This is a genomic window from Brevibacterium sp. UBA7493, assembly GCF_002479565.1.
Classification (GTDB): Bacteria; Actinomycetota; Actinomycetes; order Actinomycetales; family Brevibacteriaceae; genus Brevibacterium; species Brevibacterium luteolum.
Genome location: NZ_DLOD01000003.1, coordinates 94,110 through 113,372, shown reverse-complemented (window position 1 = coordinate 113,372; position 19,263 = coordinate 94,110). Strand labels below are relative to the sequence as shown.

The following is a 19,263-nucleotide window of genomic DNA, read 5'->3' as shown; positions in this document are numbered from 1 at the left end:
TGTGCAGATCGGATACCGTAAGAGTGTGCTTGTGCTCAGCGTCTCTAGTCTTAAAGGTGGGGTCGGAAAGACCTCGGTGACCCTCGGTTTGGCCTCTGCTGCCTACAGCCGCGGCATCCCGACCCTGGTGATCGATATGGATCCCCAGGCGGATGCCTCGACAGGTCTCGACATTCCCGTGCGCACCGAAGTCGACATCGCCGACGTGCTCGCTGCACCGCGCAAGCGGATTCTCGAACGCGCCGTCGTCCCCAGCGGATGGGTCGGCGAACAGCGTGGACATGTCGACGTGATCTCCGGGTCACCGCGTGTCGCTGAGTTCGACCAGCCCACCTTGTCGCTGCGCTACCTGCGCCGACTGTCGGAGGCCATCCATAAGGCCGGCACCGGCTACCGTCTCGTCCTCATTGACTGCCCGCCATCGCTCAACGGCCTCACCCGCGCGGCCTGGACCGCCAGCAGCCGTGTGCTCATCGTGACCGAACCCGGGCTCTTCTCGGTGGCAGCCGCCGACCGCGCACTGCGTGCCACCGACGAACTGCGCCGCCGCACCGCTAGTGACCTGCAGCCGCTGGGAATCGTCGTCAATCGCGCCAGGCTGCAGTCCCGGGAGCACTCCTACCGCATCGAAGAGCTGCGCGAGATGTTCGGCCCACTGGTGGTCAACCCGCCGATTCCCGAACGCACTGTGCTGCAGCAGGCTCAGGGATCAGCACGTCCAATCCACTCCTGGCCAGGCAAGCCGGCAGCTGAGCTCGCCGCAGCCTTCGATAAGATCCTCGACCGCGCGCTGCGCTCAGAACGCATCCGCCGCAAAGCAGACGCCAAGGCCACCCCAGCGTCTTCAACCGCAGTAGCCGACAGCTCTGGCGATACGCAGAAGCCCGAAGCAGACGCCGTACCAGACGAGGGTCCGATGACGCCGCAGAAGAATGTCGGTGCTCAGGATCGCGCAGGCGCGGTTGAAGAGCCCGCGACTCAACCGGCAGAACCCACCACCAGAACACCTGTTGAAAAGGGCGAAGAGAGTCAGAAGCCGACAGACGTCGACACCGAGCATGACTCGGCTCCGAATGTGCAGAGCGAACCCGAACAGCCAGCCGAGCAGGACCGCGACGAAGATGAGAAGCCCTCGGCTGCGCCAACTGAGTCCGATTCAGCCGAAGAAACCCGTTCGTCGAAAGAACAGGACGCTAAGGGCACGCCAGGAGCCTTGACCGAGGCTGGCGCAGACGGCGGTCCTGATTCAGCCGCTGAAGTGCAGGCGCGTGAAGAGGGCCCTTCCCAGACCAACGGCGTTCGCCCGCAGTCACCGATGGGAGGACAGCCGCCGAAGCCGCGTTCAGCTCCAACCGTCGGCAGCCAGCTCACCGGGACATCGGTGTCAGCGCTACCCGCTCAGCCGTCGTCACAGCAGGACGATTTGGGCGTCGAAACTGCCGCTATGCCTCTCGTCGATACTGATACCGGCCCAGCTCAGATCCACGAGCCCGCCGGAGGCGAAGAAGCGTTCCTCACCCGGCGCGAGCTGCGTGAGCGCCGTGAACGCGAGAAGAGCAGCAAGCGCAAGTGGTTCGGACGCTGAGGAGCGTCTGAGACACAGGCCGCTGCGAGCCGGAGTCTCTTTCCCCACGCAAAAGCGAAGCGGCCGGGAGCAATCTGCTCCCGGCCGCTTCGCTGTGACGACGTTGCTCAGTTGGCCTTGCGGCGCTCACGAAGCTGCGCAAGCTCATCGACGAGCGGCAGTTCGTCTTCCGGACGCTCGCTTGGCAGTTCAACCAGCGATCCTTCGACTTCGCGGAAAACGCTTCCCACCGCGATGGCGAAGACTCCCTGGCCACCCTGCACTAGGTCGATGACCTCGTCAGTCGACGTGCATTCGAAGACGCTCGATCCATCACTCATCAGAGTGATCGTGGCCAGGTCCTGCACACCGCGTTCGCGCAGATGCCCGACTGCCGTGCGGATCTGCTGGAGACCCACGCCGGTGTCGAGAAGGCGCTTGACGATCTTGAGGACGAGAATGTCGCGGAAGCTGTAGAGCCGCTGCGATCCCGAACCGGTAGCAGTCCGGATCGACGGGACTACGAGATCGGTGCGTGCCCAGTAGTCGAGCTGGCGGTAGGTGATGCCAACGACCTTGATGACTGTCGTTCCGCGGTAGCCCGCGTCTTCGTCAAGGTTCGGCAGATCATCATCGAACAGCAGACCTTGAGCTGAAGGCGGCACGGCGGGCGCAGCAGCCTGTTCCTGACTTGAGCGGTTCACACCGACTCCTCCTTTTAGCCCCTAGGGGAAGCGAAGTCGCATTCCGGTTTGCGGCAGTGTCACAATTCTACCGCATGACCTTCGAGCGACTCGGGGTTAACGTACACATCGAACCTACTGGCTGAGTTTCCCCTGGCCAAACACCTGCCGATAACGATTTGCGCGTGTCGCCGTTATCGAAGAAATCGAACGACTTTCGACTCCAGCGTGCCAGCTGAACCCCAGTCGAATCAGGCCTTCGCATCACCGGACGGCTGATCGTCTGCTTTCTTCGCAGCCAGCAGCTTCGTCTTGGCTGACGAGGCATAGGTGTCGATATACCGCTGACCAGACAGGCGGAGGATCTCGTACATGATGTCGTCGGTGATCGACCGCAGGAGGAATCGGTCACCGGCCATGCCCTCGTACTCGGAGAAATCAAGAGGCTCTCCGAACACCACGCCGATCCGGCGCAACCGCGGAAGCATCCGACCGACAGGCTGGACCTTGTCAGTTCCGATGAGTGCAACCGGCACAACCGGCACGCCGGCTTCGAGGACGAGCCGCGCCACGCCGGTGCGCCCGCGGTAAAGATTGCCGTCAGGGCTGCGGGTTCCTTCTGGATAGATGCCGAGGAGATTGCCTCCATTGAGGACCTTCAACCCGGAGTGCAGCGACGCTTCAGACGCCGAACCGCCGGATCGGTCCATGGGCAGCTGGTTCGTCAGCCGGAAGAACCACCTCGTTGCGGTGCCCTTGACTCCTCGGCCTGTGAAGTAGTCCTTCTTGGCCAGATACACAACGGGTCGGGGTGCGACGAGCGGCACGAAGATCGAGTCCATGAAGGACAGATGGTTGCCGGCGATGATCGCCCCGCCGGACTCGGGAATGTTCTCCAAGCCGCGCACCCACGGGCGGAAGAGCGCACGCAGGAATGGCCCGACGATGATGCGCTTGAGCAGCCAGTAGAACACTCGACCCCTCTCGACGAGTCTGAGTCACGAACGAATCCGAGACTACTACAACGCCGAGGTGAGCAGGAAAACGCTCGCGGTCGCCCGCCCCCGCCCACGCGATCGTCGATCTGCGCTCAATCGCTGTCAGAGTCACTCCTTATATGGCAGTCTGGTGCCCATGTACGACAATGCCTCTGGCGACGAGCACGACGTCCATGCAGCGATCAACATCAGTTCGCAGTCTTCGTCGACCGCTGTCCTCTTCCTCCACGGTTTCACCGGTTCGCCGGCGGTCTTCGCCGATGTGGCGCGCGAGGTTGCCAGTCGGGCCGATGTGTCAGTGAGCGTGCCGAAACTGGCAGGACATGGCACCACCTGGCAGGACATGAGCCGCACCCGCTGGCAGGATTGGCTTGCCGACGCTGAAAGAGCGTTGATGGGTTGCGCCGACGAGCACGACACCGTCATCGTGGTCGGCCTGTCGATGGGCGGAGCGCTGGCCCTGACATTGGCAGCCGACCATCCGGACCTGGTTGACCGGCTCGTGCTCATCAATCCAGCGCTATACGTCGACTCCCCCTTGGCCCCGCTGACACCGATCCTTCGGCACGTCATCAAGTCCGTTCCCGGCATCGGCGGCGACATCGCGCTGCCCGGAGCAGCCGAGCACGCGTATACACAGACGCCGGTGGCCGCAGTGGCGTCATTGCACCAAGAGCTCAAACACCTGCGCCGTCGCCTGTGGCAGGTGTCGGCACCGACAACGCTGTGCATCTCGACCACCGACCATGTCGTTCGCCCCCGCTCGGCTCGTCTGCTGCGCAACGCCCTGCTCACCTCGCCGCGTGTCGTCATTCTGCGCCGCAGCTACCACGTGGCCGCAGTCGACTACGACGCAGATGTCATCGTGGGCGAGATCGTCAGCGCCGTGAACACCGACAGCAGCGTCCGGACGAGCTGAGATGTCTCCATCCTCACGCGACGACCACTCCTCATCAGACGATGACAAGTTCGAGCCCACGTGGGACGCCTTGGATGACAGCGAGCGTGTTGACGATACGCGGTGGGAGGATCTCGTATCCGACATCAACCGCGACCAGGGGTTCGTGCCGGAGATGTCCTCGGACGAGATCCGCGACGCGCTAGCCGAGGACGAGGAGTGGCAGCCACCGGATCCCGGACCGGTCGGCTGGCGAACCGCCTCCCCGCTCTTCATGCTCGGCATCGTCGGGCTCATCGGCGGCATCAGCGCGCTGGTCCTCAGCGCCTTCCTGTTTCGCGGGCTGCCCGGTTACGCGCTCGTCGGGATCATCGTGGTGATACTGCTCAGCACCTTCGTGCTGATTCGGCATCTCCCCCAGTACCGCTCACCCGATGACGGTGACGGCGCGCAGGTCTGAGTATTCCCCTCAGCCTTCCGGATGCAGCCGATCAGGCGCCTCTGGCGTTCCGCAGCATTGAACCGCGCAGGCCGGCAGGACGCATCTCAGTCGTGGCGTCTTCAGGTCCGAGGCTGACGAGCTGCGGTACGAGGCCTGCGTCTCCGAGGATTGCCAGCGCCTCGACCTCACACTCCTCCAGCACGTCCGGGCTGGAGAGAATCCAGTCCGGACGCTGAGCAGGCAGGCGATCCATCGGGTTGGGCCGCTGGCCGACGTCGCTGCGGTCGATTGCTGCTGCCAGGCAGTTAGGGGCGGGACAGTCGATTCGTCCGGTGGCATCGATGAGGTGGTCAGGGTGGGTGCATTCGACAATCATGGTCAGCTCCTCAGGTCAGTGCTGTGTCGATGAACGTGCACCATTGACGCTACGGGCACCCACTGACATCGCCTGGCGATCCGATCACTGCATCGCAGTCCGAGGCGTTGTCTGCGGCGCGTGACATCATGTTCCTATGCCAGCCAGCCACCAGCCCCCGCTGTTCGATCAGGCCTCGCAGCCCCGCAGTGGGCAGCTTTCCTTCGCCGATGTGGGCACGCCTCTGCACGACGTCACTTTCGTGACTGTGGACCTGGAGACAACCGGTGCCCACGCGCAGCGCGAGGAGATCACCGAGATCGGTGCGGTCAAAACTCTAGGCGGTGAGGTGGTTGGTGAGTTCTCCACCCTTGTGCGCCCCGAACAGGCGGTCATCTCTGCGTTCGTCGAGCGCCTCACCGGCATCACCAATGGAATGGTGGCAGGAGCACCAACGATTCATGCTGTGCTGCCGAGCTTTCTGGAGTTCAGCCGCGGAGCTGTCTTGGTCGCCCACAACGCAGGATTCGACATCGGGTTTCTCAAGGCTGCGTGCGCACGCCTGGATTATCAGTGGCCGAACCCGCACGTGCTCGACACAGTTCGCCTTGCACGCCATGTCGTACCCCGGCCCGAGGTCCGCAATCACAAGCTGGCAACGTTGGCGCAGCACTTCGCCACCCAGACACCACCGACTCACCGCGCTCTCGACGATGCCAGGGCCACGAATGAGATCCTGCACCACCTGTTCGAGCGCTTCGGCTCATACGGGATCACCACCCTTGAAGAGCTGGGGACCGTGCGCACCTCCGGCTGGCAGAAGCGCCAGCGGAAATCGCATCTGGCGCGCGATGTGCCCGCACTGCCAGGCGTCTACATGTTCCTCGATGGTTCGCGCCGCACGCTGTACATCGGCACCAGCCGGAACATGGCCGCACGTGTGCGTCAGTACTTCAACGCCGGAGAAACACGCGGACGGATGACCGAGATGATCACCGCGACACAGGAAGTCTCGACACTGGTGTGCGAGACCGTACTTGAGGCCAATGTCCGGGAGGTACGGCTCATCGCCGAGCTGCAGCCGCCGTACAACCGGCGTTCGAAGAACGCCCATAAGCGCGCGTGGCTGCGGCTGACAGACGAGCCGTACCCTCGCTTGTCGGTGACGCGGACTCCGCCTGCGGCCGATAGACCGGAGCGGCACCCCCGCCTCGGGCCGTTCAGATCACAGGCAACCGCACAGCGGATCAAGGACACCTTAGAACGCGTCGTCACCGTCAAGCGGTGCACGCGGTCGGCTGCCGCAGCCCGCCGAACCCCCTGCGCAGCCGCTGAAATGGGACGGTGCGCCGGCCCGTGCATCGGCCAGAGCCAGGAAGAGTACCTCACCCAGCTGACCGATCTCGTCTCCTTTCTCAGCGGCGATTCCTCCGGACTGCTCGAACAGATCCGCGAGGCGATGATCGCCGCCAGCGCGACGCAGCGATACGAGCGCGCCGCTGAGATCCGCGACCTCGCAGCTGACCTGCTGCGCACAACCGTGTCCGATGAGCAGCGGCGCGGGCTCTACGCCGTGCCTGAGATCATCGCCGCCCAGCCGCGCGAGTACGGCAACCCAGCAGCCGGTGACGACGTAGCCCTGATCCGATACGGAAAACTGGCAGGCAGTGCGCACGTCGCGCATCCGAGCCGGATTCCAGAAGTCGTGTCAGCCCTGCAGCTGACGGGCGAGCATGTCGATGAGCCGGTTCCGGGCACAGGCAGCACCTATGAAGAGGAGACCGATATCGTGCTCCGCTGGCTGCAGCGGTCGGGCACCCAGTTGCTGTCGGTCACCGGAACCTGGTGTGCACCCCGATGCGGACATGCATTCGGGCTGCACACCAGCGGCTTCGCCCCGACGAGCAGCTCAGCCCCGCAGTGAGGGGCTGAGCAGATCACCCCTCTACAGGCACCTCGTCGCGGCCTGAGAGACGACGGGAAGCGGCGATGAGCTCCTGCAGCTTGTCGTACGCTGCGCCGGAGTCGAGATGCTCGCGGGCGATCTCGATCTTCGCCGCAAGGCGCTCAGCGAAAGGCCCCTCGGCAGACGGGTCCGCAGCGACGAGTGCGGCGGCGGAGTTGAGCAGGACGATGTCGCGCACTGGCGAGTGCTCACCGGCCAGCACGCTCTGGATGGCCTGGGCGTTGAATGCCGGGTCGCCACCGCGCAGGTCGTCCTTGGTCACCCGCGCGAAGCCGAGGCTGCAAGCGTCGAACTTGCTGTGCGTGATCTCCCCGTCGCGGACCTCCCAGACGTCGTTGACTGCGGTGTTGCTCAGCTCATCAAGCCCATCCTGTGAACGGAACACGACTGCCGAGTCGCCCCGGCGGGCCAGAACACCGGCAACCAGCGGCGCCATCTCCCTGCTCGCAACACCGATCGCCGTGGCACGGGTGCGCGCAGGATTGGTCAATGGCCCCAGAATGTTGAACGCCGAAGGCACCTTGATCGCCCGGCGCACCGGGGCGATGAAGCGCATGGCCGGGTGGTAGACGTTGGCGAAGCAGAAGGCCATCCCCACCTCGTCGGCAAGCTGCCGCGACTGCTCGGGAGTCAGATCGAGCACAAGTCCAAGCGTTTCGAGCACGTCAGCCGAGCCCGAGGCCGAGGAGGTCGCTCGATTGCCGTGCTTGACGACACGCTGGCCGGTTGCGGCGATGACGAACGAGGAAGTCGATGAGATGTTGACGGTCTTGGCCCGGTCTCCGCCAGTGCCGACGATGTCGACAGCATCGCTGAGGCCTTCCAGCGGCACGGCATGTCCCATCATCGCCTCGACCAAGCCGGTGATCTCCTCAACCGTCTCCCCTTTGGCGTGATGGGCGACGAGGAATGCCGCCATCGTCACATCCGGGACGCTGCCGGACATGATCTCGTCCATCGCCCACCCGGCGGTCGCCGCGTCGAGGTTCTCCTTGTTCATCAGAGCCACGAGCAGATCCGGCCACTCCCGCACACCGGAGACGGTGGCAGGAGCATCGGCTGCAGAAGGAACGGCAGACATAGGGGCCTTTCGAGTTGGTGCGGATCATGCGGACAGCGGCCAGGCTGTCACCGGAACATCCTACGCGCCACGCACACAGCACACCGAACCCGTTCACCGGCGGCTCTGCGCAAGCGGCGATCCGAACCTCCGCCCGTCCCCCACCTCGGGACCGGCCGCTGATGTGCGCCGATGCCGTTTCGACGCGGTTCGGAGTTCGCGACACGCGCACGTTGCAGAGTCGTGACGAACCGACCGGCCGCGAGTTCTCGCTGGAAATTCCACACGCTGTAGAAAAACTCACTCAACTAGCTGAGCAAAAGGTGAATTTATCCTGCGGACTGGGTAATAATGGAGGCGTGTCTACTGCCACTGCAACTTCAACAGCGCCGGTTCATCCAGTCGTAAACAGGCCCAACACGACGACAGTCGGGTTCATCGTGTGGCTGTCGAGCGAGCTGATGTTCTTCGCCGCGCTCTTCGCCATGTACTTCACCATCCGGTCCGTTGTGCCCCAGATGTGGGAGATGGAGACCGCTAAGCACGACGTCGTGTTCGCTTCGATCAACACGTCGATCCTGGTGCTTTCATCGGTCACCTGCCAGCTGGGTGTCTTCAAGGCTGAGCACTTCAAGCCGCGCCGCACCGGCGGGCTCATGAACATCGGCTCGTGGGGCATGATCGAGTGGTACTACCTCTCCTTCATCCTCGGCTCGATCTTCATCGGCGGCCAGGTCTTCGAGTACGCCACCCTCGTCTCCGAGGGCATCGCAATCAACTCGAACGCCTACGGTTCGGTCTTCTACCTGACCACCGGTTTCCACGGCCTCCACGTGCTCGGCGGACTCATCGCGTTCCTGCTCGTCATCGGACGCGCCCACGCCGCAAAGCGCTTCGGCCATCGAGAGGCGACGTTCGCCATCTGCATGTCGTACTACTGGCACTTCGTCGACGTCGTGTGGGTTGGCCTGTTCTTCGTCATCTACATCTTGATGTGACGCGCCCGTAAGACCTCACCCCTGGCAACTGCAACAAAAGGACTAACTAGTGAAGCTTCTAGCGGAACGACGCCGGCACCCCATGGCACTCGTCGTGCTCCTGCTCGTCGGCCTGCTCCTCACCGGAGGCGCATACGCCGCATTCACCGGAACGAGCACTGCGAACGCTGAAGAGTACTCCGCCTCAGATGTTAAGGAAGGCGAGAAGCTCTTCATCACGAACTGCGCGACATGCCACGGCATGAGCGGTGAGGGAACCGAGAACGGCCCCGGCCTCATCGGCGTCGGCGCCGCTGCTGTCGACTTCCAGGTCGGCACCGGCCGCATGCCGCTGCAGATGATGGGCCCGCAGGCTCAGGTCAAGCAGCCCCAGTTCAGCGAAGAGCAGACCCGTCAGATGGCTGCCTACGTCGCATCCCTCGGCCCCGGACCGGCAGTTCCGGAGGACGAGTACCTGGATCCTTCCAAGGGTGACGCAGCAGCCGGTGGCGGACTCTTCCGCACCAACTGCGCGATGTGCCACAACGTCGTCGGTGCCGGTGGTGCACTGACCCGCGGCAAGTACGCCCCGAGCCTCTCCGGCGTCTCCGAGAAGCACCTGTACGAGGCCATGCAGACCGGCCCGCAGAACATGCCGATCTTCAACGACGCGAACCTCACCCCTGAGCAGAAGCGCGACGTCATCGCCTACATCAAGGAAGTCACCGAGGAGACCCCTCCCGGCGGATTCTCCCTGGGCTCGCTCGGACCGGTGTCTGAGGGTCTGTTCATCTGGTTCTTCGGCCTGGCAGGCGTCATCGGCATCACGATGTGGCTGTCCTCGCGTTCGAAGTAACCCGCAAGTTTTCATCCGTATCGAGTAATAGACGAGGAAGCGAATGACCTCGAAGCATCTCACTGCCGAAGCCGGCAGCCAGCTCGAGCAGGTGAACGGGCACACCAACCCTGGTCTGCCCGAGCACAAGCCACGCGTCACTGACAGCTCGCCGCAGGCTGAGCGCATCACCGAACGCCAGATCGCCGGCTGGTTCATCCTGTCGATGATCGGAACGATCGGCTTCATCGTGTCGTACTTCCTGTTCGACTCAGAGCCGGGTACGTACAACAACCTGCGCCTGCAGAACACGGCGTTCGGCATCACTGCGACGGCCGCCCTGGCCGGCATCGGCATCGGCGTCATCCTGTGGGCCCGCCAGCTCATCCCCGACGCCGAGGTCGTCGAGAGCCGCCATGACATCGCCGGCTCGGAAGAGGATCAGGCTGTGGCCGTTGAGATCCTCAACCAGGCGAAGGAGGAGTCGGGCATCGCCCGCCGTCCGTTCCTGCGCAACACCCTCATCGCAGCGGTCGCGCTTGCTCCGCTGCCGGCGATCCTGGTCTTCCGCGACCTGGGACCGCTGCCGGGTGACAGCCTGTTCAAGACCCTCTGGGGTCCGGGCGTGCGCCTGTGCCAGGACCCGGGCATGGTTCCGGAAGAGGATCGCTACATCCGCGCCGAAGAAGTCACCATCGGTTCGGCCTTCCACGTGATCCCGGAGAAGATGCACGAGTCGGAGCACCCGCTTGATGAGAAGGCCAAGGCCGCTGTTCTCCTCATGCGCGTTGACCCACGCGAGCTCAACACGGATCCCGAGAAGGAAGACTGGGGCGTCGACGGCATCGTCGCCTACTCCAAGATCTGCACCCACGTCGGCTGCCCCGTCGCACTGTATGAGCACCAGACGCACCACCTGCTGTGCCCGTGCCACCAGTCGACCTTCGACGTGACCAACCACTGCGCGGTCATCTTCGGACCGGCTAAGCGCCCGCTGCCCCAGCTGCCGATCGCAGTCGACGACGAGGGTTACCTCGTGGCTCAGCGCGACTTCCCTGAGCCCGTCGGACCGACCTTCTGGGAGATCAACATGAGGGAGACTTCGGTAGAATGACGATGACGCACGAACCCACTACCGCGGTCGGCAAGGCGGCGAACTTTGCCGAGACCCGCGTCGGCGCCTCGAAGATGGTCCGTGAATTCGGACGCAAGATCTTCCCCTCCCACTGGTCCTTCATGCTGGGTGAGGTTGCGCTCTACACCTTCATCATCCTGGTTCTGACCGGCACGTTCCTGACGTTCTGGTTCAAGCCGGCGATGGGTCACGCCATCTACGAAGGCCCCTACATTCCGCTGCAGGGCGTCGAGATGTCCGAGGCCTACGAATCGACTCTGGCGATCTCGTTCGAGATCCGCGGCGGACTCTTCATCCGCCAGATGCACCACTGGGCAGCCCTGCTGTTCATGGTTGCCGTCTCGGTTCACGCACTGCGCATCTTCTTCACCGGCGCATACCGCCGCCCGCGTGAGATCAACTGGATGGTCGGCATCGCGCTCATCGCCCTGGGCATGGGTGCAGGCTTCACCGGCTACTCGCTGCCTGATGACCTGCTCTCCGGCAACGGCCTGCGCATCATCGACGGTCTTCTGAAGTCGATCCCGCTGATCGGCACCTACACCTCCTTCTTCCTGTTCGGAGGAGAGTTCCCCGGTGTCGACATTGTGTCCCGCCTGTACACGCTGCACATCATGATCGTCCCGGCGCTCATCATCGCCTTCATCGCGATCCACCTGATGTTCGTCGTGATCCACAAGCACACCCAGTGGCCGGGCGCCGGACACACCAACCGCAACGTTGTCGGCGAGCCCGTTCTGCCGACCTTCGCTGCGAAGGGTGGCGGCTTCTTCTTCATGATCTTCGCCCTGCTGTCGTTCCTGTCCGGCATCTTCACCATCAACGCCGTGTGGAACTACGGACCGTACGACCCGTCTCCCGTCTCGGCTGGTACGCAGCCTGACTGGTACATCGGCTGGATGGACGGATACCTGCGTATCGTTCCGGGCTGGCTGGAGTTCTACATCTTCGGACTGCCATTCAGCCTCAACATCAACACCGCACTGCTCGCAGCCCTCGTGCTGTTCGGCGCCATGGCGATCTGGCCGTTCTTCGAAGCCTGGCTGACGAAGGATTACCGCGAACACCACATCCTCGACCGCCCGCGCAACAACCCGACGCGTACGGCTGTCGGTGTGGCCGCAGTCGTGTGGTACGCAGTCATGTGGGCCGCCGCTTCCGGTGACCTCATGGCCGTGTTCTTCCACATGTCGCTCAACGACATGATCTACATCTTCCGCATCATGTTCTTCCTTGGACCGATCCTCGGCTTCATCATCACGAAGCGGGTCTGCCTGGGACTGCAGCGGAAGGATCGGGAGATCGTCCTGCATGGCTTCGAATCCGGTGAGATCATCCGTCTGCCGCACGGCGAGTTCCAAGAGCGCCACAAGCCGCTCGACCCGCACAAGCTGTGGAAGCTCATGGCCTATGATTCGCCGCGCTACATCCCGGCCGAGCCCGGACCTGATGGGAAGATCTCTAAGGGTGAGAGGCGCCGCGCGACCATCGCGAAGTACTTCTACGAGGATCGGGTCGCACCGGTGACGAAGGAAGAGCTCGATGCCGCTCACCACGATCACCACGCAGTGGAAGCCGGCAGCCACGAAGTCGGATCCCGTGGCTCGATCGGCCACTGATTCGCTGATCACCTGAGAGAGGCGCCAGTCATTGCGACTGGCGCCTCTTTCGTAACTTCCAGGGGCGCTGGCTGACAGCTTCCAGGAATGACAGCGCCCCGTCGCAGCACGTCTGGGATAGCTGCTGCCGCACGTCGCGGAATCAACGCTCGGAGCGCCGGGATATCCCTCGAACCTAGCGCCTGCTCTATTCTTCAGAGTCGCCTCACGGGATTGATGAAGCACGGAGCCGCTCTGGCCCCCTCTGATCCTGCTCCCCCGCGGACGACGGCCACTCGCGTCTCGGATCAAGCCTTCCCCGCGCGTCACCATACGGGCGGCCCGTAGGCCTCCTCGGCGACATGCAATTCAGCCTTGAGGAGGGTTGCGCGCAGCAGCCGATGAGATCGCGTCTCAACCATGCCGGCTTCTGCGTGCTGGAACCAGGCTTGAGCAGTGCGTTCGCAGGCCGGCGTCACATGCTTCCACATCGACCGCTCGTTCAGCCGACCTCTGCAACTGGGCCGTCAATAGGGCCGCTCCTTCCTGGGCGGCTGCCCGGCTGCGAAGGACGACTGGCTCTGCCGCAGGATGCGTATCCTGTCCATCGACGATAGAAAGCGCAGAGATTCTCGATCGTCATCTTCTTACACGGCACCGGCAGCGGACTCAGCGGCGCTCTGCCCATTCACGATGTCTTCGGAGAGCCCGCAACGTCCAGCACACGGCTGCGCGGCGGGAGCCTCTCCGCATTAGAAGTGACGGACACCGGCGACCGACGGGCCGCTCGAAACTGCTGGCACCGCTCATCACAGCTGCAGGCTGGACGTACGCGGTACGCGGCATGCACACTGCGTCGGCCTCGATCAACTGCCAAATCGGTGGTGGATGGCTGGCCGGCGCTGGAAGCGTTACCGGCCTCTCCTCCACAGAGGTGGCAAGCTCTGCGCAAGGCTCGGATCGTCGCAGCGCGCACTTCCTGCTCGTCCGCCCACAGGTTTGAGTCGCGACAGCAGCGAAAAGGGCCTGCCAGGATGATGAACATCCTGGCAGGCCCTCGGGCTCACAGAGCATCAGTGTGCGTGGTCGCCCCGGTTGTACTCGTAGACGAGTCCGATGACGCCGATGAAGGCGATCACGGCACCGAACGGGAAGATCCACCATCCCACGGCAACGCCGAGGAAGCAGATGCCTGCACCGGTGGCGATGATGATGGGCCACCAGCTCCACGGGCTGTAGAAGCCGTACTCGTAGTGTTCGTCAGAGATCTCGGCATCGAGGCGATCCATCGGAGTGTCTCCGACGCTGCGGTGCTGCAGGAACAGGTAACCGCCGATCATGATGGCCATACCGCCGAGCAGCAGGATGGCCGGGAATCCGACGAGCTCTTTGAAGTCCGTCAGGATGCCGTAGACGATCGCGACGGGGACGAAGAAGAACAGCCCTGAGGAGAAGATGATTGCTGCAGTCTTCACTTGGCGGTCTCCTTCTTCTCAATCATCGAGTAGGCGTCACGCGGGTGACCAGCGAGCTCGAGGAGCTCGGGGTGGTTGGCGTCGAACACCGGGCGCTCCGAGCGGATGCGCGGCAGCGAGGTGAAGTTGTGACGCGGCGGCGGGCAGGAGGTCGCCCATTCGAGCGAGGAGCCGTAGCCCCACGGGTCATTGACGGTGACCTTCGGTGCCTTGCGTGCGGTGACCCAGACGTTCCAGAACCACGGGATCATCGAGAGGCCGAGGATCAGTGCGCCGACGGTGGAGATCTGGTTCATCCAGGTCCAGCCGTCCTGCGGCAGGAAGTCGGCGTAACGACGCGGCATGCCGTCGGCACCCATCCAGTGCTGGACGAGGAACGTGCCGTGGAAGCCGATGAACAGGAGCCAGAAGTGGATCTTGCCCAGGGTCTCGTCGAGCATCTTGCCCGTCCACTTGGGCCACCAGAAGTAGAATCCGGCGAACATTGCGAACACCACGGTGCCGAAGATGACGTAGTGGAAGTGCGCAACGACGAAGTAGGAGTCAGACAGCTGCTGGTCCAATGCCGGGCTGGCCAGCACCACACCAGTGATGCCACCGAAGACGAAGCTGACGAGGAAGCCGAGCGACCAGAGCATCGGGGTCTCGAATGTGAGCGAACCGCGCCACATCGTGCCGATCCAGTTGTAGATCTTCACACCGGTCGGGACGGCAATGAGCATCGTCATGAAGGCGAAAAACGGCAGCAGCACCGCGCCGGTGACGTACATGTGGTGTGCCCACACCGTCACGGACAGCGCCGCGATCGCGATCGTTGCGTAGACGAGACCCTTGTAGCCGAAGATCGGCTTGCGGCTGAAAGTCGGGAAGATCTCCGAGACGATGCCGAAGAACGGCAGCGCGATGACGTAGACCTCCGGGTGACCGAAGAACCAGAACAGATGCTGCCACAGGATCGGGCCGCCGTTCTCCGGGCTGAAGACGTGTGCGCCGAGGATGCGGTCGGCGCCGAGCGCGAGCAGGGCGGCGGCCAGCGGCGGAAACGCCATCATCACGAGGATACCGGTGATGAGGGTGTTCCAGGTGAAGATCGGCATGCGGAACATCGTCATGCCCGGGGCGCGCATCGTGATGATGGTGGTGATGAAGTTCACCGAGCCGAGGATCGTGCCGAAGCCCTGGAAAGCCAGGCCCATGACCCACATGTGTCCGCCGATGCCCGGTGTGAACGTCGTGTTCGACAGCGGGGCGTAGGCCGTCCAGCCGAACGATGCCGCACCCTGCGGGGTGAGGAAGCCGGCGCAGGCGATGAGGCTGCCGAACAGGAAGAGCCAGAAGGCGAAAGCGTTCAGGCGCGGGAATGCCACGTCAGGAGCGCCGATCTGCAGCGGCATGATGACATTCGCGAATCCGGCGAACAGCGGAGTTGCGAACATCAGCAGCATGAGCGTGCCGTGCATAGTGAACAGCTGGTTGTACTGCTCCTTGGTCTCCAGGACCTGCATGCCCGGCTCGAAGAGCTCGAGGCGGATGAGCAGCGCCATGACGCCGCCGATGCAGAAGAACGTGAACGACGCGATCAGGTACATGTACCCGATGGTCTTGTGGTCCGTCGACGTGATCCAGTTGACGATGACCTTGCCCAGGCTCTTGGGCACAGGTGCCTGGTCGACTGTGACAGTGCGGTTGCTATCAGCGACTGCGGTCACTCGTCATCCCCTCCCTCATGTGGGTTCTTGTACCAGTCAGTGCGGTCGTACTCGGGTCCGAGGCGGCCGGTGTTGCCTTCCTCGCGCAGCGAGTCGGTGTACGCCTTGTACTCGTCCATGGAGACGACCTTGACGTTGAAGAGCATCTCGGAGTGGAACTCGCCGCAGAGCTCAGCGCACTTGCCGACGTACTCGCCTTCCTTCAGCGCCTGGAAGTGCAGCGACGACGTGCGGCCTGGGATCATATCCCGCTTTTCGAGGAATGCCGGAACCCAGAACGAGTGGATGACGTCACGGGAGCGCAGCTGGATCTCCAGGTCGGTGTTCGACGGCAGGTACAGAACCGGGACCTTCTCGCCGGCCTTCTCCGTTCCGTCGAGATTCACCTGAACACTGGAATAGTAAGCGTCCTCAGTGATGTAGTTGAAGTCCCATGCCCACTGCTTGCCGACCACTTCGACGACAACCTCGCCAGGAGTGTCGTCATAGCTGGTGTTCTCCACAGCCTTGACGGTTTCGAAGAAGAATCCGATGACGAGGATGATCGGCACAACCGTATAGAGGATCTCCACCGGCATGTTGTAGGCCAGCTGGACGGGCAGCCCGCGCTCGTGCTTGCGACGGCGGTAGGCGACAACGCACCACAGGAGCAGGCCCCAGGTGACGAAACCGACGATGAGCGCGGCGATCCAGCCGCCGTTCCACAGGTGAATGTAGTGATCGGTGTGGGACGTCGCTCCCTTGGACTCAGGTGGGAGGAATCCTACTTCCCAATGCTCCTTCGAGCAGCCGGAGAGCAGCGCAACGACGCCCAGGACACCAATGACACCGAGCCGCTTGGCCCAGGCCGAGGGGCCCGAGCGGACTGGCTGATTCGGAGAATCCACGTGCAGCCTTTCGCAACTTTGTCAGCTCCTCGCGGGCCCTCTCATCTGAGCGGACGCACGCGAATCGCCGAACACTGACTTTGTTCTCGTCCACCTTACCGCTACAAGAGGTAGAAATTCACTTCCGACTGCTCATTTCGTGAGAAAAGCCTGGAAATGCCGGCCGCCCCGCGCGACGGCAAGCGCTTCGAGGTATTCGAAGGCGCTGATCTCCGACACGCCGAGGGTTTCGAGGTGTGAGGTCTGCCACTGCGTATCGATGATCCACGGGGTGTGATCGCCAACGCTGTCGAGCAGTTCGACGAGCTTGACGAGGGCGACTTTTGAGGCGTCGCGGCTGGTGTGAAACATCGACTCCCCGCAGAACACTCCCCCGAACGCGACCCCGTAGAGTCCACCGACGAGCCGGCCGTCCTCGTAGACCTCGATGGAATGGGCGTGTCCGGCCTCATGCAGGCGCTGGTACAGCCGTGCGATCTGCGGGGTGATCCAGGCTCCGTCGCGGGACGGGTCTGCACAACCGGCCACCACCTCGGCGAAGGCGGCATCGACCGACCATGTGAACCGTTTGAGTGAGCGGCGGAGCGAACGCGTCACGCGGAGGTCGCCAGGCCGGAGCACGCCGCGCATCACCGGCGCCCACCAGCCGATCGGCGGTGCGCCGTGCTGGCCGATGCCCATCGGGAAGAGCCCGGCCCGGTATGCAGACAGGACCTGGTCGATCCCGCTGATGGCGCCGATGGCGCGGAGATCGTCCAGGCTCTGTGACATGGCTGGTACGGCTGGGTCAGCTGAAGGAGTCGCCGCAGGCGCACGAGCCGGCGGCATTCGGGTTGTCGATCGTGAAGCCCTGCTTCTCGATGGTGTCGGAGAAGTCGATCGTCGAGCCGTTGAGGTAGGGCACGCTCATCCGGTCGACGATGACCTCGACGCCGTCGAAATCGCGCACGGCATCGCCGTCGAGGAACCGTTCATCGAAGTACAGCTGGTAGATCAGGCCCGAGCAGCCGCCGGGCTGCACGGCCACGCGCAAGCGCAGGTCATCGCGACCCTCCTGCTGCAGGAGGCTGCGGACCTTGTCGGCCGCCTCGGAGGTGAGGTCGACTTCGTGCGTGGCGCTCGTGTCCTGCGTGGCGGTCATGAGGTCTCCTTACATCAGTTTGGTCGTGCAGTCAGCTCTGGGCACTCCGGCTGGCTGCGGCGCGGCCGCCCCGGATGGGTCCCGGAGGCGGCGTCGCCTGTTCAACGTTCATCGTTGCGCCATTATTCCATTGATCGCGCTGCAGCGAGAGCGCTCAGTCGCGGGCGAGCCGGTCGAGCAGCAGCGCCTCGGAGATGATCGCTGAGCGGAAGTCGGGCAGGTACAGCGATTCGTTCGGGCTGTGGGCGCGGGTGTCGGGGTCTTCGATGCCGGTGACGAGGATCGATGCCTGCGGGAATACCTCGACGAGGTCGGCGATGAACGGGATCGAACCGCCGAGTCCCATCTGGACTGCCTCTGCGCCGAAGCCCTCGCTCAGCGCCTCCATCGCCGTCGCGATGACCGGATCGGAGGAGTCAGCACGCCACGGGGCACCGGATTCCTCGGCTCCGAACTCCACCTCCGCGCCGAAGGGCACGTACTCCTGCAGATGCCGCTTGACTGCGGCCAACGCATCGGCGGGGTTCTCCCCCGGCGCCAGGCGGATTGAGATCTTCGCGCGCACGCTGGCCAGCAGCGTGTTCGAGGAGTCGTCGACGTTCGGGGTGTCGATGCCGATGACGGTGATCGAGGGCTGGTGCCACAGGCGCGAGGCGATCGAGCCGCGGCCGATGAGCTCAGTGCCTGCCAGGGCGACCGTGTCGGTGCCCATCGGGTCATCGCCGTACTCAGCTGCCGCCTCTGGCGCGGAGCGCAGACCAGCGACGGCCACTGCGCCGTCCTCGTCGTGCAGGGTGGCCAGCAGCCGGGTCATCGCCAGGGTGGCATCCGGCACAGCCCCGCCGTACATGCCCGAGTGCACGGAGTGGCTGAGCGTGCGGACGGTGAATTCGAGTCCGGCCATGCCGCGCAGACTCGTCGTCAGCGCGGGCTTTCCGCAGGCGAGGTTGGAGGAGTCGGCGACGATGATCGCGCTGCCTGCGAGCTTGTCGCGGTAGGTCTCCAGGAAGCTGCGGAAGCTCGGCGAGCCGATCTCCTCTTCGCCTTCGATGAAGAGGACGACGCCGACACCGAGTTCGTCGCCGAGCAGCTGCAGGGCGGTGAGGTGGACGAGGATGCCGGCCTTGTCATCGGCGGCGCCGCGGCCGTACATGCGGTCGCCGCGGATCGTCGCCTCGAACGGCGGAGTGTCCCACTGACTCAGGTCGCCGGCCGGCTGCACATCGTGGTGGGCGTAGAGGACGACGGTCGGCCGGCCCTCAGGAGCCGGGCGGCTGGCGACGACAGCGGGGAACCCGGGAGTGCCGTCGGGGTTCTCAGCCCGCAGCGTCTCGACGGTGTCGAATCCGAGCGGTTCGGCCATGCGCGCGACAGCCGCCGCGGTGGCGTCGACATGGGCGGGATCCGCCGTCGGCCAGGCCAGGGATGGGATGGCAACGAGTTCGCTCAGGCGGGCCAGGACGTCGTCGTAGATCGCGTCGAGGCGGGAGGTCAGTTCAGCACGGTTCAGGTGGGTCATAGGGCGATCCTATAGTCGGAT

18 protein-coding genes are annotated in these 19,263 nt (G+C 63.9%); 8 read left to right on the top strand and 10 right to left on the bottom strand.

Annotated features, from left to right (window positions below; all coding sequences use genetic code 11):
* The first annotated feature begins 1 nt into the window (after window position 1).
* Entirely contained in the window at window positions 2–1,585 is a 1,584-nt protein-coding gene (locus B4E96_RS13305) for an AAA family ATPase (protein WP_349680634.1), read from the top strand.
* Window positions 1,586–1,692: 107 nt separating this feature from the next.
* On the opposite strand, the gene B4E96_RS01865 is transcribed toward B4E96_RS13305, so the two are convergent.
* Together B4E96_RS01865 and B4E96_RS01860 are read right to left on the bottom strand one after the other, a co-directional pair.
* The gene (locus tag B4E96_RS01865; protein ID WP_102160020.1) at window positions 1,693–2,268 is read right to left on the bottom strand and encodes a MerR family transcriptional regulator; all 576 of its coding nucleotides are present in this window, start codon (window positions 2,266–2,268) and stop codon (window positions 1,693–1,695) included.
* A gap of 230 nt (window positions 2,269–2,498) precedes the next feature.
* Window positions 2,499–3,221: a lysophospholipid acyltransferase family protein gene (locus B4E96_RS01860; RefSeq protein ID WP_102160018.1), complete on the bottom strand. Its 723-nt coding sequence runs from the start codon at window positions 3,219–3,221 to the stop codon at window positions 2,499–2,501.
* A gap of 160 nt (window positions 3,222–3,381) precedes the next feature.
* On the opposite strand from B4E96_RS01860, the gene B4E96_RS01855 reads away from it, so the two are divergent.
* Together B4E96_RS01855 and B4E96_RS01850 are read left to right on the top strand one after the other, a co-directional pair.
* On the top strand, window positions 3,382–4,164 hold the full coding sequence (locus B4E96_RS01855) for an alpha/beta hydrolase (protein WP_286956210.1): 783 nt from the start codon (window positions 3,382–3,384) through the stop codon (window positions 4,162–4,164).
* 1 nt (window position 4,165) lies between these two features.
* On the top strand, window positions 4,166–4,603 hold the full coding sequence (locus B4E96_RS01850) for a hypothetical protein (RefSeq protein WP_102160014.1): 438 nt from the start codon (window positions 4,166–4,168) through the stop codon (window positions 4,601–4,603).
* Between the two features lie 31 nt (window positions 4,604–4,634).
* On the opposite strand, the gene B4E96_RS01845 is transcribed toward B4E96_RS01850, so the two are convergent.
* Window positions 4,635–4,961, bottom strand: a complete 327-nt coding sequence (locus B4E96_RS01845; protein ID WP_217004927.1) for a hypothetical protein — start codon at window positions 4,959–4,961, stop codon at window positions 4,635–4,637.
* A 136-nt stretch (window positions 4,962–5,097) separates the two neighbouring features.
* Between B4E96_RS01845 and B4E96_RS01840 the strand changes: the two genes are divergently transcribed.
* Window positions 5,098–6,864, top strand: a complete 1,767-nt coding sequence (locus B4E96_RS01840) for a DEDD exonuclease domain-containing protein (RefSeq protein ID WP_259856709.1) — start codon at window positions 5,098–5,100, stop codon at window positions 6,862–6,864.
* Window positions 6,865–6,877: 13 nt separating this feature from the next.
* Here the strand turns inward: B4E96_RS01840 and trpD are convergent, their stop codons facing one another.
* Window positions 6,878–7,987 carry an anthranilate phosphoribosyltransferase gene (gene trpD / locus B4E96_RS01835; RefSeq protein ID WP_259856707.1) on the bottom strand — a complete coding sequence of 370 codons (1,110 nt, stop codon included), beginning with the start codon at window positions 7,985–7,987 and terminating at the stop codon, window positions 6,878–6,880.
* A 338-nt stretch (window positions 7,988–8,325) separates the two neighbouring features.
* Here trpD and B4E96_RS01830 point away from each other — a divergent pair, with 338 nt between their 5' ends.
* From B4E96_RS01830 to B4E96_RS01815, 4 genes are all read left to right on the top strand, one after another.
* Window positions 8,326–8,964 (top strand): cytochrome c oxidase subunit 3, encoded by a 639-nt coding sequence (locus B4E96_RS01830; protein WP_259833249.1) that lies wholly within the window; start codon window positions 8,326–8,328, stop codon window positions 8,962–8,964.
* A gap of 82 nt (window positions 8,965–9,046) precedes the next feature.
* On the top strand, window positions 9,047–9,799 hold the full coding sequence (locus B4E96_RS01825; protein WP_414632662.1) for a c-type cytochrome: 753 nt from the start codon (window positions 9,047–9,049) through the stop codon (window positions 9,797–9,799).
* A gap of 43 nt (window positions 9,800–9,842) precedes the next feature.
* Window positions 9,843–10,892, top strand: a complete 1,050-nt coding sequence (locus tag B4E96_RS01820; RefSeq protein WP_165882982.1) for a ubiquinol-cytochrome c reductase iron-sulfur subunit — start codon at window positions 9,843–9,845, stop codon at window positions 10,890–10,892.
* A 2-nt stretch (window positions 10,893–10,894) separates the two neighbouring features.
* Complete coding sequence (locus B4E96_RS01815; protein ID WP_217004935.1) at window positions 10,895–12,532, top strand: cytochrome b; 1,638 nt, start codon at window positions 10,895–10,897, stop codon at window positions 12,530–12,532.
* A gap of 1,052 nt (window positions 12,533–13,584) precedes the next feature.
* Here B4E96_RS01815 and B4E96_RS01810 read toward each other — a convergent pair.
* The 6 genes from B4E96_RS01810 to B4E96_RS01785 all read right to left on the bottom strand — a co-directional run bounded on the left by B4E96_RS01810 (window position 13,585) and on the right by B4E96_RS01785 (window position 19,242).
* A complete protein-coding gene (locus B4E96_RS01810; RefSeq protein WP_217004937.1) occupies window positions 13,585–13,986 on the bottom strand; it encodes a cytochrome c oxidase subunit 4 in 402 nt (133 codons plus the stop codon).
* Window positions 13,983–15,695: a cytochrome c oxidase subunit I gene (gene ctaD, locus B4E96_RS01805; protein ID WP_259856704.1), complete on the bottom strand. Its 1,713-nt coding sequence runs from the start codon at window positions 15,693–15,695 to the stop codon at window positions 13,983–13,985. The genes B4E96_RS01810 and ctaD overlap by 4 nt, the downstream gene beginning before the upstream one ends.
* The gene (gene coxB, locus B4E96_RS01800) at window positions 15,692–16,582 is read right to left on the bottom strand and encodes a cytochrome c oxidase subunit II (RefSeq protein WP_286956205.1); all 891 of its coding nucleotides are present in this window, start codon (window positions 16,580–16,582) and stop codon (window positions 15,692–15,694) included. The genes ctaD and coxB overlap by 4 nt, the downstream gene beginning before the upstream one ends.
* Before the next feature lie 132 nt (window positions 16,583–16,714).
* The gene (gene aat / locus B4E96_RS01795) at window positions 16,715–17,353 is read right to left on the bottom strand and encodes a leucyl/phenylalanyl-tRNA--protein transferase (RefSeq protein ID WP_286956204.1); all 639 of its coding nucleotides are present in this window, start codon (window positions 17,351–17,353) and stop codon (window positions 16,715–16,717) included.
* Window positions 17,354–17,369: 16 nt separating this feature from the next.
* On the bottom strand, window positions 17,370–17,723 hold the full coding sequence (gene erpA / locus B4E96_RS01790) for an iron-sulfur cluster insertion protein ErpA (RefSeq protein ID WP_102159991.1): 354 nt from the start codon (window positions 17,721–17,723) through the stop codon (window positions 17,370–17,372).
* Between the two features lie 154 nt (window positions 17,724–17,877).
* Window positions 17,878–19,242, bottom strand: coding sequence for a M20/M25/M40 family metallo-hydrolase (locus B4E96_RS01785; RefSeq protein ID WP_102159990.1), 1,365 nt, complete (start codon window positions 19,240–19,242; stop codon window positions 17,878–17,880).
* Window positions 19,243–19,263: the final 21 nt, after the last annotated feature.

Bases quoted from the DNA above. Each gene is read 5' to 3' on its own strand.
- erpA (WP_102159991.1), bottom strand. From the start codon at position 17,723: ATGACCGCCACGCAGGACACGAGCGCCACGCACGAAGTCGACCTCACC.
- B4E96_RS01785 (WP_102159990.1), bottom strand. From the start codon at position 19,242: ATGACCCACCTGAACCGTGCTGAACTGACCTCCCGCCTCGACGCGATC.
- B4E96_RS01845 (WP_217004927.1), bottom strand. From the start codon at position 4,961: ATGATTGTCGAATGCACCCACCCTGACCACCTCATCGATGCCACCGGA.
- B4E96_RS01820 (WP_165882982.1), top strand. From the start codon at position 9,843: ATGACCTCGAAGCATCTCACTGCCGAAGCCGGCAGCCAGCTCGAGCAG.
- B4E96_RS01815 (WP_217004935.1), top strand. From the start codon at position 10,895: ATGACGCACGAACCCACTACCGCGGTCGGCAAGGCGGCGAACTTTGCC.
- B4E96_RS01840 (WP_259856709.1), top strand. From the start codon at position 5,098: ATGCCAGCCAGCCACCAGCCCCCGCTGTTCGATCAGGCCTCGCAGCCC.
- B4E96_RS01855 (WP_286956210.1), top strand. From the start codon at position 3,382: ATGTACGACAATGCCTCTGGCGACGAGCACGACGTCCATGCAGCGATC.
- aat (WP_286956204.1), bottom strand. From the start codon at position 17,353: ATGTCACAGAGCCTGGACGATCTCCGCGCCATCGGCGCCATCAGCGGG.
- B4E96_RS01850 (WP_102160014.1), top strand. From the start codon at position 4,166: ATGTCTCCATCCTCACGCGACGACCACTCCTCATCAGACGATGACAAG.
- B4E96_RS01825 (WP_414632662.1), top strand. From the start codon at position 9,047: ATGGCACTCGTCGTGCTCCTGCTCGTCGGCCTGCTCCTCACCGGAGGC.
- trpD (WP_259856707.1), bottom strand. From the start codon at position 7,987: ATGTCTGCCGTTCCTTCTGCAGCCGATGCTCCTGCCACCGTCTCCGGT.